This is a genomic window from Microbacterium sp. TW_SC_2, from assembly GCF_055361165.1.
On the sequence record NZ_CM143952.1, the window covers coordinates 2058921 to 2072339 of the forward strand.

At 69.6% G+C, this 13419-nt stretch carries 12 protein-coding genes; 4 read left to right on the forward strand and 8 right to left on the reverse strand.

The window, feature by feature from the left end; all coding sequences use genetic code 11:
• Window positions 1-6: 6 nt before the first annotated feature.
• The 4 genes from ACWA14_RS09765 to ACWA14_RS09780 form a co-directional block, all read right to left on the reverse strand.
• Entirely contained in the window at window positions 7-1152 is a 1146-nt protein-coding gene (locus ACWA14_RS09765; protein ID WP_463792883.1) for a type III polyketide synthase, read from the reverse strand.
• Window positions 1153-1221: 69 nt separating this feature from the next.
• Window positions 1222-1836, reverse strand: coding sequence for a CYTH domain-containing protein (locus tag ACWA14_RS09770; RefSeq protein WP_463792885.1), 615 nt, complete (start codon window positions 1834-1836; stop codon window positions 1222-1224).
• Window positions 1833-2066, reverse strand: a complete 234-nt coding sequence (locus ACWA14_RS09775; protein ID WP_463792888.1) for a response regulator — start codon at window positions 2064-2066, stop codon at window positions 1833-1835. Before ACWA14_RS09775 ends, ACWA14_RS09770 begins: the two co-directional genes overlap by 4 nt.
• Window positions 2067-2116: 50 nt before the next feature.
• A complete protein-coding gene (locus ACWA14_RS09780; protein WP_463792890.1) occupies window positions 2117-2587 on the reverse strand; it encodes a prepilin peptidase in 471 nt (156 codons plus the stop codon).
• A gap of 146 nt (window positions 2588-2733) precedes the next feature.
• Here ACWA14_RS09780 and ACWA14_RS09785 point away from each other — a divergent pair, with 146 nt between their 5' ends.
• The 3 genes from ACWA14_RS09785 to ACWA14_RS09795 are packed head-to-tail and all read left to right on the forward strand — an operon-like array spanning window position 2734 to window position 8611.
• On the forward strand, window positions 2734-3528 hold the full coding sequence (locus ACWA14_RS09785; protein ID WP_463792895.1) for a hypothetical protein: 795 nt from the start codon (window positions 2734-2736) through the stop codon (window positions 3526-3528).
• Window positions 3525-5063 carry a DNA polymerase Y family protein gene (locus tag ACWA14_RS09790; protein WP_463792897.1) on the forward strand — a complete coding sequence of 513 codons (1539 nt, stop codon included), beginning with the start codon at window positions 3525-3527 and terminating at the stop codon, window positions 5061-5063. The genes ACWA14_RS09785 and ACWA14_RS09790 overlap by 4 nt, the downstream gene beginning before the upstream one ends.
• On the forward strand, window positions 5063-8611 hold the full coding sequence (locus ACWA14_RS09795; RefSeq protein WP_463792898.1) for an error-prone DNA polymerase: 3549 nt from the start codon (window positions 5063-5065) through the stop codon (window positions 8609-8611). Before ACWA14_RS09790 ends, ACWA14_RS09795 begins: the two co-directional genes overlap by 1 nt.
• A 6-nt stretch (window positions 8612-8617) precedes the next feature.
• Here the strand turns inward: ACWA14_RS09795 and ACWA14_RS09800 are convergent, their stop codons facing one another.
• The gene (locus ACWA14_RS09800; RefSeq protein WP_463792900.1) at window positions 8618-9001 is read right to left on the reverse strand and encodes a hypothetical protein; all 384 of its coding nucleotides are present in this window, start codon (window positions 8999-9001) and stop codon (window positions 8618-8620) included.
• 269 nt (window positions 9002-9270) lie between these two features.
• Window positions 9271-10170, reverse strand: a complete 900-nt coding sequence (locus ACWA14_RS09805; protein ID WP_463792902.1) for a DMT family transporter — start codon at window positions 10168-10170, stop codon at window positions 9271-9273.
• Window positions 10171-10203: 33 nt separating this feature from the next.
• On the opposite strand from ACWA14_RS09805, the gene ACWA14_RS09810 reads away from it, so the two are divergent.
• Window positions 10204-10794 carry a TetR/AcrR family transcriptional regulator gene (locus tag ACWA14_RS09810; RefSeq protein WP_463792903.1) on the forward strand — a complete coding sequence of 197 codons (591 nt, stop codon included), beginning with the start codon at window positions 10204-10206 and terminating at the stop codon, window positions 10792-10794.
• Between the two features lie 69 nt (window positions 10795-10863).
• Here the strand turns inward: ACWA14_RS09810 and ACWA14_RS09815 are convergent, their stop codons facing one another.
• Together ACWA14_RS09815 and ACWA14_RS09820 are read right to left on the reverse strand one after the other, a co-directional pair.
• Window positions 10864-11988, reverse strand: a complete 1125-nt coding sequence (locus tag ACWA14_RS09815; protein WP_463792905.1) for an FUSC family protein — start codon at window positions 11986-11988, stop codon at window positions 10864-10866.
• Between the two features lie 138 nt (window positions 11989-12126).
• Window positions 12127-13257 (reverse strand): acyltransferase family protein, encoded by a 1131-nt coding sequence (locus ACWA14_RS09820; RefSeq protein ID WP_463792908.1) that lies wholly within the window; start codon window positions 13255-13257, stop codon window positions 12127-12129.
• Window positions 13258-13419: the final 162 nt, after the last annotated feature.

Sequence of the window (13419 nt, forward strand, 5' to 3'; positions counted from 1 at the left end):
GTCGCGTCAGACCTCGATCGTGAACAGTGCGCTCTCGGCGGTCAGCCCCGGCCCGAACGCCATGGCTCCGACGCGATCCCCCGACCGGGGGTCGGAGTGCTCGAGGATCTGCTGCAGGACGAAGAAGACCGTGGCGCTCGACATGTTGCCGTTCTCACGGAGCACCTCGCGCGCCGGCTGCAGCTGCGAGTCGCTGAGCTGCAGTCGCTCCTGGACACGGTCCAGGATGCTGCGACCTCCGGGGTGGATCGCCCAGTGCGCGACCTGCTCGCCGATCGTTCCGTCATCGAAGGCCGCTGCGAGACCGTCTCGCTCGTACAGCGGTCGCAGGGCGCCGAGGATCGTCTCGCCGATGATGTGCGGGACGGCGGTGGAGAGGATCATCTCGAATCCGTGGTCTCCGATCGTCCAGGCCATGTCCTTCTCGCCCTCCGGCGCGATCGCCGTGTGGAAGCCGTCGAGCCGGAGGACGGGGCCGGCCGCGGGCAGATCGCGGGCGGTCACGAGAGCCGCGGCCGCGCCGTCGGCGAACAGCGAGGAGGAGACGATCGTGTCGGGGTCCTCGGAGGACTGCAGATGCAGCGTGCACAGCTCGACGCTGACGATCAGCACGACCGCATCCTGGTCGGCGGCGCAGAACTGGCTCGCCGCTCGCAACGCGGGCATCGAGGCGTAGCACCCCATGAAACCGAAGTGGTAGCGCTGCACGCTGCCGGGGAGTCCGAGGGCGCGCGCGACCGCGTAGTCGGGGCCGGGCGCGAAGGAGCCTGTGCACGACACCGTGATCACGTGGGTGATGTCGGAGACCCCGACCTCGGGGTCGGCATCGATCACGCGACGGGCGGCAGCGGCGAAGAGCGCGGAGGCCTCTCGGATGTAGACGTCGTTGCGCGTCTTCGTGCCGGGCGACAGGAGTGCACCCGTGGAACGGTCGAAGAACACCGGATCCGAGATCTCGGAGGTCGACGAGAGTTCGGCGATCACGGTGTGGCGCGTGTCGATGCCGGAGCCGTTGAAGGAGGCGGAGACCAGACGCTGCGCCAGCCGACCGAGATCGGGTTGCGAGGCGAACACATCGCGGATCTCATCCTGCGGCAATACGGTCTCGGGAACGATCGTCTGAAGTGATCTCAGGACGGCAGGGCGACTCATGCTGTCACTCAAGCATCCGGTGTCGACCGCGGGAAGGGGGTTGCATCGATGATCGCTCTCTGCGAGATCTCAGAACCCGAGGGCGCGGGCGAGCTTCGAACCGGACGCCGAGTCACGACCGCCGACCGCGCGCACCGCGCGCTCCACCGCCTCGAAGAATGCCTGACGCCCTGCGGGATCCGTGGGGGCGGCCGGTCCCAGCTCCATCTCCCATTCCCGCCACTGCCGTCGCACGTCGGCACGGAGGTCCGTCGCGCGGACCCGATCGTCGACGAACTCCGCCACGACTCCGGCGGGCCCGGTCAGCAGATACGCCGTCCGGTCGTTCTCGATGCGGGCGAGCGGGGACAGCGGCTCGCTCGTCCAGCGGGCGATAGCGGCGGCGACGGCATCCGGCAGAGCATCGCCCTCCCCGAGGGGCCAGCCGAGCTCGACCCGGCCGTCGCCTTCGCGCGGGCCCTTCACATGCCAGCCCTCATCGGGGCCGCCGGTCCGTCGTCGCAGCGCGACGCCGGATCGGGAGAGGGTCCGCTGGTCGGTGTCGAAGTAACGGGCGTCGAGGACGCGAGCCTCACCGGCGGAGACGGCATCGACCCCGGGGATCCCCTGCCAATCCGGCAGCGAGGTCGCGTCTTCGACGTCGTACTTGCGCTCGACCTCGACCGTTCGCGAAGGTTCGGTCATCTGTCGGAGTTGTTTTCCTGAGCATCCGTCGGAGAGATGTCGTCGAGCGACTCCTCGAACCAGTAGTCGATCTCGGTGGGTCCGTCGGACTCGCCGGTGTTCTGGGGCTCGCCGCGGCGGTGATACACCACCTGCGTCTCGCTGTAGGGGACGATCAGCTTGTCGTCTGCGTCGTCCAGAGGAATGATCTGCCCGTCGAGCGGGCCGCCGTGAAGTCGTGCGAGTGCCATGACCCCACAATAGCGCCGCGCCTCCGACATCGGCGGAGGGCGAGCGGTGTTCAGCCGACGACGATGCCGAGGACCGCGCCGATGATCATCCAGGGGCCGAACGCGATCCGAGTGGATCCGCTCGCCCGGCGCAGCATCATCAGCACCGTCGCGTAGAGCGCGCCGAGGACGAAGGCCGACGCCGCACCGACCGCCAGTTGCTGCCAGCCGTGCCATCCGAGGACGGCCCCGATCGCGGCGGCGAGCTTCACGTCCCCTCCTCCCATGCCCTCGCGTCCGAGCAGGCGCAGTGCGGCGTAGAAACCACCGAGGACGACCATGCCCAGCAGCGACCGAATGATGGCGGACGCCTGCCCGGTCGCGGCGGCATCGATGCCCGCGAGGGCGAGCACGGCCCCGAGTGTCGGCAACACGATCCGATTCGGCAGCCGGTGCGTTCGGGCGTCGATGACCGTGAGCCAGCCGCCGATGCCCAGCAGGGCGGCATGTGCGGCGACGACGAGCCAGCCCCGGAGATCCATCCCCGCAGGCTAGGAGATCGGCTGCCAGGGGCGGATCAGCCTGTGGATAACTTTCCCGGAGACCACCTGGCACCCGATGTCGGATGTACGAATTATCGTGAGCATCTCCACTTGCTTTAGTAGAACATATCTTCGAGGATGGAAGTATGGGGATCGGACTCGAGGCGGCTGCCACGCTCTCTCCGGCGGGCGACACCCGCGCCGGAGAGGTGCTGCGGCTGCGCCGTGAGATCAGCAGGATGCAGCGTCGACGCAGCGAGCACACGCTGCTTCCCCTCGACCCCGCACTGTCCGCCCTGCTGCCCGAGGAGGGGCTGCAGACCGGTACCGCCTACACGGTCTCCCCCTCTCCCGGCCTCGTGCTCGCCCTGCTCAGCGCCGCCTCCCGCAAGGGGCACTGGTGCGCGGTGATCGGCATGCCGACGCTGGGCGTGGAGGCCGCCGCCGCGTTCGGGATCGATCTCAGCCGACTGATCCTCGTACCGGATCCTGCGGAGCGCTGGCTCGCAGCGACCTCCGCCCTGGCCGAGGTCGTGCCCCTGATCGTCGTGCACCCCGGGGAGCGCGCTCGAGACGCCGATGTCTCTCGGCTCAGTGCGCGACTGCGCGACCGCGGCTGCACCCTGCTCATCGCCGAGAAGCCCGGCGACGCCTGGCCGCAGAGCGAGGGATCGATCCGCATCCACGATCCGCAGTGGCACGGCGTGGGGGCCGGCTGGGGACTGCTGTCCGACTGCACCGTCACCGTGACCTCCCGCACGCGTCATCGCCCCCTGCCCTCCAGCGTGCGCGTGCGACTCCCCGGGCCCCGAGGGTTCATCGAAGCCGTGTCCCCCACCGTGGAACCCCGCAGGATCACGGCGCTGCCCGCCCGCACCGGCTCACCACGGCACGTCGCCGCACCCGACGCCGCCCTCACGTTCTGGGCGGAGGCCGGATGAACACCCCTCTTCGCGTGCTCGTCCTCTGGTTCCCCGACTGGCCGCTGCGTGCCGCGCTCGGCGGCCCCCCTCCCCACCCGCCGACCGCACTGGTGCAGGCGAACACGGTCGTCGCATGCACGGCGTCAGCACGAGCGCACGGTGTACGCGTCGGACAACGGCGCCGCGTCGCCCAGGGGCATCTCTCGTCACTCGAGGTGCGCGCCCATGATGCCGCCCGCGACGAACGCTCCTTCCTGCCGGTCCTGCAGCTCATCGAGAAACACGCCCCCGGCGTCACGCTGCTGCGCCCGGGACTGGCCGTGCTGCGGGCTCGGGGGATCTCCCGGTATCACGGCGGGGAGGCCGAGGCCGCCGACGCTCTCGCCGCGATCCTGGCGGAGAGCGGATACCCCGAGGTCCGGATCGGCGTCGCCGACGGTCCGTTCACGGCAGAGATCGCCGCGCGTGCTCCTCGCCCCCGCACCGTGGTCGCCCCGGGCGGAGCTCGAGAGTTCCTGGCGCCCTATCCGGTGCAGGTGCTGCGCGACGACCAGCTCCCCGACCTGCTGGTCCGGCTCGGCGTGCACACCCTGGGCGAGTTCGCAGCGCTCCCCGCACTGGAGGTGCGCGACCGCTTCGGCGAGCGCGGGGCACGATTGCATGCCCTGGCCGCAGGCGCGGACTCTCGCCCGTTGATCCCCCGCCCGCCCGACCCCGAACTGATGAGGCGGGTGGAGTTCGAGACATCTCTGGGGGGCGCCGATCAGGTGGCCTTCGCCGTGCGACAGACCGCTGATGACGTTCTGCTGGCATTGGGCGACGCTTCGCTCGTCTGCACGGAGGCGCGGATCGATCTGATCGACGACAACGGTCAGGTCTTCTCCCGCACCTGGTTGCATCCGACCTGTTTCGACGCCGCCGAGCTCGTCGACCGGGTGCGCTGGCAGTTGGAGGCCCTGGCCGCGCAGAACGCGAAGGATCCGGTCGACGAGGCCCGTACCTTCGGAGGCATCGACGCGGTGCACATCGTCCCGGTGGCGGTCGACGACGCCGCACACCATCAGCCGGGTCTGTTCGGCTCCGGCACCGATGAGCGACTGCATCATGCCGTCTCGCGGGTGCAGACCATGCTCGGCCATCAGGGAGTGGTCACCGCTGCCGTCTCCGGAGGGCGCTGGCTCGCCGATCGGCAGGTGCTCACACCCTGGGGTGAGCGCATCGTTCCGCCGCGCGATCCCGCCCGTCCCTGGCCGGGAAGCCTGCCCGATCCGCTGCCCGCCGAGGTGTTCCGCCCGCCGCGACGCATCGCGGTCCAGGCCGGGGACGGCTCGGAGATCCGAGTGGACGACCGCGGAGCGCTCTCCGCGGACCCCGCCCGCATCGAGGGCAGCGTGGTGCGGGGGTGGGCGGGGCCCTGGCCGGTCCACGAGCAGCGGTGGACGTCGGGCGGGGGCAAGAAGGGCCATCGGCTCCAGATCGTCGACGACCGTGATCGGGCCTGGCTGGTCTTCTGCGCCGGCGAGCGCTGGTGGGCCGAGGGGAGATACCGCTGATGGGATGGCACAATCCTCCGCAGACCTGGAAAGAGCTCGAGCGCACGCTGAGCGGCGATGAGCGGCCTCGACCGACCGTCCAGGAACCCCGAGTGCCCCGGATCGATGAAGGGCCGGTGAGCAGGCGGCGCCCGCGCACCCCGCCGGTCCCGACCGAGCGTCCGGAGGACCCGGTCCCGTACGCCGAGCTGCACGCGCATTCGTCGTACTCCTTCCTCGACGGCGCCTCCTCGCCGGAAGAGCTGCTGTCCGAGGCGGAGCGACTCGGACTCTCCGCTCTCGCCCTCACGGATCACGACGGCTTCTACGGTGCCGCGCGTTTCGCCGAACTCGCCGAGATCATGGAGGTGAAGCTGCAGACCGTCTACGGCGCGGAGCTGTCGCTGGACCTCCCCGGCCCGCAGCGGGGGAACCCCGATCCGCAGGGAGATCATCTGCTCGTGCTCGCCGGGGGCATGGAGGGGTACCACCGCCTCTCCGGCGCCATCACGACCGCCCAGTTGCGCGGTGCGGAGAAGGGCCGGCCGCTCTACGATCTCGATGAGCTGGCGGCGAGCGCCGGTGACCAGTGGACGATCCTCACCGGATGCCGGAAGGGCAGTGTCCGGCGCGGACTGGAACGCGGCGATGCCGAGACGCCGTTGCGGCGGCTCGTCGACCTGTTCGGCTCCGAGCACGTCGCGGTCGAGCTCTTCGACCACGGCGATCCGCAGGACACCCGTCGCAACGACTCCCTCGCCGAGCTCGCCGCGCACCTGCGACTCCCCGTCGTGGCCACCAACAACGTGCACTACGCGACACCGGCGCGCGCTCCCCTGGCCGAAGCCGTGGCGGCCGTGCGCGCGGTGCGCAGCATGGACGACCTCGACGGGTGGCTGCCGGCGCACGGCGGGGCGCATCTGCGCAGCGGCGCCGAGATGACCGCACGCTTCCACCGGTACCCCGGCGCCATCTCCTACGGGCTCGAGCTGGCCTCCGCCTCGGCCTTCCCACTGCGGATGGCTCGACCGGATCTCCCCCGACAGGAGGTCCCCGAGGGACACACCCCCATGAGCTGGTTGCGCGCGCTCGTCTGGGAGGCCGTCCCGACGAAGTATCCGCGACTGGACGACGATGGACGGCGCCGCATCGCCCGGGAGCTCGACGTGATCGAGGAGAAGGACTTCCCCGGGTACTTCCTGATCGTGCACGGCATCGTCGCCGAGGCGCGCCGACGCGGCATCCTCTGCCAGGGCCGCGGATCGGCCGCGGCGAGCGCGGTCTGCTATCTCCTGAGCATCACGGCGGTCGATCCGATCCTCTATCGGCTCCCCTTCGAGAGGTTCCTCGCCACCACACGCCAGGAGGAGCCCGACATCGACGTCGACTTCGATTCACGCCGCCGCGAGGAGATCATCCAGTGGGTCTACGAGACGTACGGACGGCAGCGGGCGGCACAGGTGGCGAACGTCATCCAGTACCGCCCGAAGAACGCCGTGCGCGACATGGCCAGAGCGCTCGGCTACTCCCCGGGTCAACAGGACGCCTGGTCACGGCAGGTCGACGGGTGGAGCACGGGCCTCGAGGTCGCCGACGAGCATGACATCCCCGAGAACGTGCTCGAGTATGCGGGTGAGCTGTTGAAGGCTCCTCGGCATCTCGGCATCCACTCGGGGGGCATGGTGCTGACCGCGCGCCCGGTCGGCGAGGTCGTTCCGGTGGAGCACGCCCGTATGGAGGACCGCACCGTCATCCAGTGGGACAAAGACGACGCCGCCTTCATGGGGCTGGTGAAGTTCGACCTGCTGGGCCTCGGGATGCTCGCCGCACTGCAGCACTGCTTCGACATCATCCGCGCATCGACCGGGGAGGAGTGGACGCTGGAGAGCCTCCCGAAGGAAGAACCCGCGGTGTACGACATGCTCTGCCGCGCCGACTCGATCGGGGTGTTCCAGGTGGAGTCCCGCGCGCAGATCGGCCTGCTCCCCCGGCTGCAGCCGCGCAGTTTCTACGACCTCACCATCCAGATCGCCCTGATCCGGCCCGGTCCGATCCAGGGCGGGGCCGTGCACCCGTTCGTCCGTCGCAAGATCGCGAAGGACAGGGTCGATGAGGAGAACCGCGATCGCGTGGCGCGGGGCGAGGCGCCGGTGTCGTTCACCATCCCCTATCCGCACCCCGATCTGGAAGACATCCTGAAACGCACGCTGGGTGTTCCGATCTTCCAGGAGCAGCTCATCCAGATGGCGATGGCCGTCGGCGACTGCACAGCGGATGAAGGGGACCTGCTACGGCGGGCCATGGGCTCCAAACGCGGCCTCGAGAAGATCGACAAGGTCAAGGCGAAGCTGTATGCCGGCATGGCGAGACGCGGGCTCGTGGGCGACGTCGCCGACCGCATCTACGCGCAGATCCAGGCATTCGCGAACTTCGGTTTCGCGGAGTCACACTCCCTGTCCTTCGCGCTGCTCGTCTATGCGAGCTCCTGGGTGAAGCTGCACTATCCCGCGGCGTTCCTCGCCGGGCTCCTGCGGTCGCAGCCGATGGGCTTCTACTCGGCTGCGACCCTCACCGCGGATGCGCGGCGGCACGGGGTGGAGGTGCGCCGGCCCGACCTGCACGCCTCGGCCGCGACCGAGATCCTGGAGCCGCAGAACCCTGCTTCCCCGCAGAACCTCGCCTCCCCGCAGCCCCCTGCAGCCTCACCGAACACCGTCTCCTTCTCGGAGACGCCTGTCGATACCACGTCGTCCCGGCAGGCCGCGACCGGCAGGGACTCCTGCCTCAGCGATCCCCAGCCGCCTGTGCTCCGCTTCGATCGGGATGCTCCGGATGAATCGGCGGCGCATCGCCGGGACGGGGCGTTCGCCGTGCGGCTCGGGCTGGCCGGCATCCGGGGAATCGGCACCTCCCTGGCGGAGCGGATCGTCGCCGAACGGGAGGCGCACGGGCTCTACCGCGACATGCACGACCTGGTCCGGCGGACGGATGCCACCGCGGCCCAGCTCGAGGCGCTCGCCACGGCAGGAGCGCTCACCTGCCTCGGACTCGAGCGACGAGAGGCGATCTGGCTCGCCGGGGCAGCCGCCGATGACCGCGCGCGCTTCCTCCCGGGCACCACTGTGTCCGTGCAGCCACCGCTTTTCGCGGATCAGACCAGCTATGAGCGCCTGTCCGCAGATCTGTGGTCGACCGGGGTGTCCACCGACGACCACCCCCTGTCGCACTTCCGCAGTGCCCTGCGCGAGCGCGGAGTGCTGACTTCCGTCGATCTGCAGAATCACGAATCCGGTCGACGCATCGAGGTCGCCGGCCTCGTCACCCACCGGCAGCGTCCGGCGACCGCATCGGGAATCACCTTCCTGAACCTCGAAGACGAGAGCGGACTGGTGAACATCGTCTGCTCAGCCGGGGTATGGAACCGTTATCGACGCATCGCGCGCGAGTCTCCCGCGCTCATCATCCGCGGCATCCTGGAACGCTCGACCGAGGGCGTGATCAATGTGCTCGCCGATGCCTTCGAGGATCTGCGGACCGGAGTCTCACACCGCTCTCGGGACTTCCGGTGACCCCCGTCACCAGAAGCGCTCGGTCTCCTCGGCCGGTGGGCGATCGCTGCCGCCCCAGCGGTCGGCTTCCGCCTTCGCGGCATCCGCGGCGGCATCCGCATCCCGCAGGGCGACCGAGGCTCCCGTGCCGCCGGAGCCGAGAGGGTCGACCGTGAGGGTCGTGCGCGGACGGTGCCCGCCGATGGTCACCGTGCAGTCGAGCACCCGCCCCAGCCAGCGCGTGACCTCCGCGTGCGGGTCATCAGCCTGGCGGTAGCGCACGCCGGTGTCGAGATCGAGGAGGGCGGACACGACAGGCTCCCCCGTGAGCGCATCCACATGTTCGGTCACCTCGATGCGGTGTCCGGGAGGGACGGCGATCTGGGCTGTCACGACGAGCGTTCTGTCCATGCGTCCACCCTACGAACAGTCACCCCTGAAGCAAGAGCCTTCATCGTGAAGAAATATTTCGAGAAACTTTGTCCCCCAAATGGCGGACAAGACAGAATGACGATACTCTGCTGAAGGTAGCGGGGGCTACCGGCTGAATACTGGGGTAGACAGCCATCGAGAGCAGCGACTTCTTCGCCGCCTCCCCTGCCGTCCGGGATGGACGGTGGCCCTCTCGAGATCCGTTTGGGGCGGAATTCTCGAGAGGGCAAACCCCGCTCTCCCGCGAGTCACGACGCGCGCGCCTCGCTCGCCAGCACGACGGCCACGCCCGCTCCGCACAGCGCGAATCCGACGAGCGTCACGACCGTGAGCGGCTCGCCCAACAGCACCGCCCCCGCGGCGGCGGTCGTCGGGGCGATCAGGAAGAGCAGCGCGTTCAATGCCGTGATGCCCACGCGCCGCAGCAACCACCAGTACAGCCCGTAGGCCGCCAGTGTCGGCAACGCGGCGGAGAACAACGCAGCGAACCAGAAGGAGGCGGTCGACGGCGGCAGAAGCGCTCCGGCGATGGCAGCGAGGACGACGAGACCCACCGCCGTGATGCACACGTGGACCGTCAGGGTGAGCAGCACACCGGTCCCCGGATCCGCGCGGCGCTGGAGGAACGTCGCCGTGATCAGACACGCCATGGCGAGCAGGGGCCAGGCGTACGCGGTCGGCTGGGCACCGGAGCCGTCGAGTTGCGAGATGACGACCAGGAAGACCCCGACGGCCCCCGCCAGGAGCCCCGCCCACTGCGCGCCGCGCACGCGCAGCCCCAGCAGAGGTCCGACGAGCATCGCGACGACGAGCGGCTGAACAGCGTCGATGAGCGCAGTGGTGCCGGTCGCGACGCCCGAAGCGACCGCCGCGTAGACGAAGGTGCAGTAGCCCAGCTGCGCGAACGCTCCGATCAACGCCTGACGACGAAACGCAGGCGGCGCGACGCCCTCGGCGGCACCGGTGGCGATCACGATCACGATCAGCACTCCGGCGAGCGGCAGGAAGCGCCAGACGAGCAGCGTCACCGGCGAGACGTCGGTCGCCGCGAGCGCAGGCACGAGGAAGCCCGAGCTCCACGACACCACGAAGGCCGCCGCCCCCGCCGCCGTCACCCCCATACGAAGTATACCGATCTGTTTACTCATGACGCTGACTATACAGGTTGGTATAGTCGACGCATGTCCCTTCCCCCTCCTGAGCTCGCCCCCCTCACCCCGGGCGCCTCCCGGGTGCTCGAGGCGGCATCGCGGCTGTTCTACGAGCGCGGCATCCACGCCGTGGGCGTCGACACGATCGCGGAAGCAGCGGGCGTCACCAAGAAGACCCTCTACGACCGATTCGGCTCGAAGGAAGCGCTGGTCGTGGCATACCTCCAGCACCGCGACGCGCGGTGGCGTGCTCATCTGGAGGAGCAGCTGACCCCCGCGCCGCCGTCGGGTGTCGACCGCGTGCTGGGCGTCTTCGATGCGGCGATCACCTGGTCCGACGCGAACAGTCCCAAGGGCTGCAGCGCGATCAATGCGCGTGCCGAGATCGGTGACGGTCACGACGGTCACCCCGTGTTCCCGGAGGTCGCGCGTCAGAAGGCCTGGCTGCTGGCGGTCTTCGAGCGCCTCTGCACCGAGGCGGGCATTCGCGAGCCGCAGGCGATGGCCCAGGCGATGATGCTGCTCTACGAAGGCGCGATCGTCACGGTCGGCATGGAGACGTTCGCCCAGCCGTTCACCGTGGCGCGGGAGCTGGCCCGGGGGCTGCTGGAGCGGGGCTGACACCCGACCCGCAGGCCACCGCGACCGGTCGTCGGCGGGCGAGGTCGGCTCGGGAGCGAGGCCGAGGACTCAGTCGGCGTGGTCCGGATCGTCTTCCGGGTGGGGCGTGGTGAGGATCAGGATGCGGCGCAGGTGCATCACGGCGAGAACTCCCGGACCCATCGTCTGTCGCACCTCCATGGTGCGGTCATCGACGGTCTCGAGCAGGCGTCGCACAGCACCGGCCGCCTCGGCGCGGGCACGATGCGCTTCAGCACTCTCGACCGCCCCGAGGGCGACGGCATCCGCCACCGCGTGACAGGCTGCCGTCAGCGGCTCCGGGAGGGCGGGGTCGAGCGTGAGGGCCGCGGGTCGGTCCCAGATGGCGTCGGCGATCGCATCCGACATGTCGCGGAGGTGGTGGGCGATCGCGTCGAGCGCGTCGAGCTCCCCCCGGACGTCCCGCGGCTGCGCGCCGCGGGCCAGCAGCGCGCGGGGATTGCCCCGGCGGCTGTCGTCGGCGTCGGCGAGCGCGGCGCGGAGTTCGCGGGTGGTGTCGGCGAGGGAGTCCGCATCACGCGCCCACTCGTCGCGCTCCGGTGGCCAGGACGAGGACACCGCGTCTGCGATCTCATGCAGATGTGCCGCGAGCTGTTCGCGGAACGCATCGACGCGCAGCGCGGCGGCGGCGGTGAGCGGGGCGGGTGCGATCAGCACGTTGACGAGGAGACCGATCGTGACGCCCACCGCGGTCTGGACCAGGTAGCCGAGCGAATAGTCGTCGGCATCCTGCCCGCCGACGATCAGCACGAACAGCGCAGCGATGGGTACGTACTCCTTGCCCGACCCGAACCAGCCCGTCCCGGACAGCAGCACTCCCAGACCGACCACGATCGGGATCGTCCACCATGTCGGTCCGACCGTCAGGATCACGAGCGTCGCGAGGCCGACACCGGCCGCGAGACCCAAGACCGTCTGGAGTCCCGAGCGCAATGACCCCATGAGGGTCGGGTACATGCTGACGAGAGCACCCAGCGGCGCGTAGTACGGATACTCGTCGACGACTCCCGGCATATGCGGGGCGATCCACCACGCGAGCCCGACGGCCAGCGCGGTCTTGGCGACCAGCAGCAGTCGGGCGGGTGTCGTCGCCTCTCGCAGCGACCGGCGCAGGGCCGACGTGCGCGCACGGAGGCGAGGGCTGCTGTCGGGCACGGAACGGGCTCCTCTGCGGTGGATCGACGGCGGGGGTGCCGGTGCGGGCGGGATGAGATGCACACGCCAGGATAAGCGACGCGCGCGGCCGGCGGAGGGATGCGGGTGCACCGGACCTCTCTCGGCGACCGCTCCCGGTCACCGCACGGGAGTCGACGCCCGCTCGAGGCGATCCACTCGCTTCCGGGTCGGCGGCGAGAAGAGCCAGGACGTGCGGGGGCCCTGCATCCGGTCATAGGCGAGGACCGCGACGGCGATGCTGAACGCGGCGACGATCGGTGTCAGCACCGTCGTGAGGGCATCATGCGGGCCGGTCACCCATCCGAGACGCTGCGCCGCGAGGACGATCAGCACGATCAGCATCGGGTGGATGAGGTAGATCGGCAGAGTCCGGGCGGCGAAGTACCGGGCGACGGGGCGGATGCCGCGGAAACCGGAAGCCCAGACGGCCACACCGATCATGGCGGTCACCCCCGCGAGGGAGAGCACGAAGCTCAGGTCGGCCGAGCTGTCGGCAGCCGACCCCAGCCAGCTCACGAACACGAACGCCGCACCACCACCGAGAACCAGGTACAGGGGCTTCAGCGACGCCGCGCGGGAGACGAGGTCTGACGCATAGCAGCCGAGCAGGTACCAGAACGCATACCGCGCGACACGAGTGGCTCCGTAGATGAAGCTCCAATGCAGGTCGGCGAACACATGGACTTCGAGCCACGGAGCGGCGACAGCGAGAGCCAGAGCCACGGCGAGCACGACCCAGGCGCCGCGTCGCAGCAGCTTCGCCAGCACGAAGAACACGGGCAGCATCAGCAGGAACCAGTACGCCGATGTGGCGAACGGCAGCCCTTGAAGCCGTCCGATCGTGTAACCGAGCGGGTTCAGGGGCCGATAGGCGAATCCCGCGATGAATGCGAAGGCGATCGACCAGAGCACGTACGGCCAGAGCAGTGCGAGAACGCGGGGCCGCAGCACCTCTCTCCACCGTCGGGTGAGGGAGGGGTGGGCGAGGAGGCCGGCGGTGACGAAGAACAGCGGCATGCGCAGGGGCAGAGCGACCTCGCTGACCCCGTCCCAGAAGGTCGATGCCGGCCCGGAGGGATTCGGGAACAGGAAGCCCATGCACGCCGCCGCGTGGTACAGCACCACGAGGGTGACGGCGAGAACCTTCGCGACATCGATCCAGTGGATACGAGAGTCACCGAGATCCCCGATCACACTGCCGCGCTTTCCCGTCGTGTGCAGGACATCCCCCATCGCTTCTGTGCCCACGTCAGCATAGGGGACGGCTCAGGCACCGCCGGCCAGTAGCAGGCGAAGGGGTGGTCCGCCTTCTGAGATACACGGCCACGGATGCAGAACACCAGAATCAGTCCGACGAGCATCTCGGCCCCGTTCCCCAGCCCTGCGATCGTGCCGAGAGTCCGTTCGACA

Coding starts and splice junctions, on each gene's coding strand:
- ACWA14_RS09765 (WP_463792883.1), bottom strand. CDS start 1,152: ATGAGTCGCCCTGCCGTCCTGAGATCACTTCAGACGATCGTTCCCGAG.
- ACWA14_RS09770 (WP_463792885.1), bottom strand. CDS start 1,836: ATGACCGAACCTTCGCGAACGGTCGAGGTCGAGCGCAAGTACGACGTC.
- ACWA14_RS09775 (WP_463792888.1), bottom strand. CDS start 2,066: ATGGCACTCGCACGACTTCACGGCGGCCCGCTCGACGGGCAGATCATT.
- ACWA14_RS09780 (WP_463792890.1), bottom strand. CDS start 2,587: ATGGATCTCCGGGGCTGGCTCGTCGTCGCCGCACATGCCGCCCTGCTG.
- ACWA14_RS09785 (WP_463792895.1), top strand. CDS start 2,734: ATGGGGATCGGACTCGAGGCGGCTGCCACGCTCTCTCCGGCGGGCGAC.
- ACWA14_RS09790 (WP_463792897.1), top strand. CDS start 3,525: ATGAACACCCCTCTTCGCGTGCTCGTCCTCTGGTTCCCCGACTGGCCG.
- ACWA14_RS09795 (WP_463792898.1), top strand. CDS start 5,063: ATGGGATGGCACAATCCTCCGCAGACCTGGAAAGAGCTCGAGCGCACG.
- ACWA14_RS09800 (WP_463792900.1), bottom strand. CDS start 9,001: ATGGACAGAACGCTCGTCGTGACAGCCCAGATCGCCGTCCCTCCCGGA.
- ACWA14_RS09805 (WP_463792902.1), bottom strand. CDS start 10,170: ATGAGTAAACAGATCGGTATACTTCGTATGGGGGTGACGGCGGCGGGG.
- ACWA14_RS09810 (WP_463792903.1), top strand. CDS start 10,204: ATGTCCCTTCCCCCTCCTGAGCTCGCCCCCCTCACCCCGGGCGCCTCC.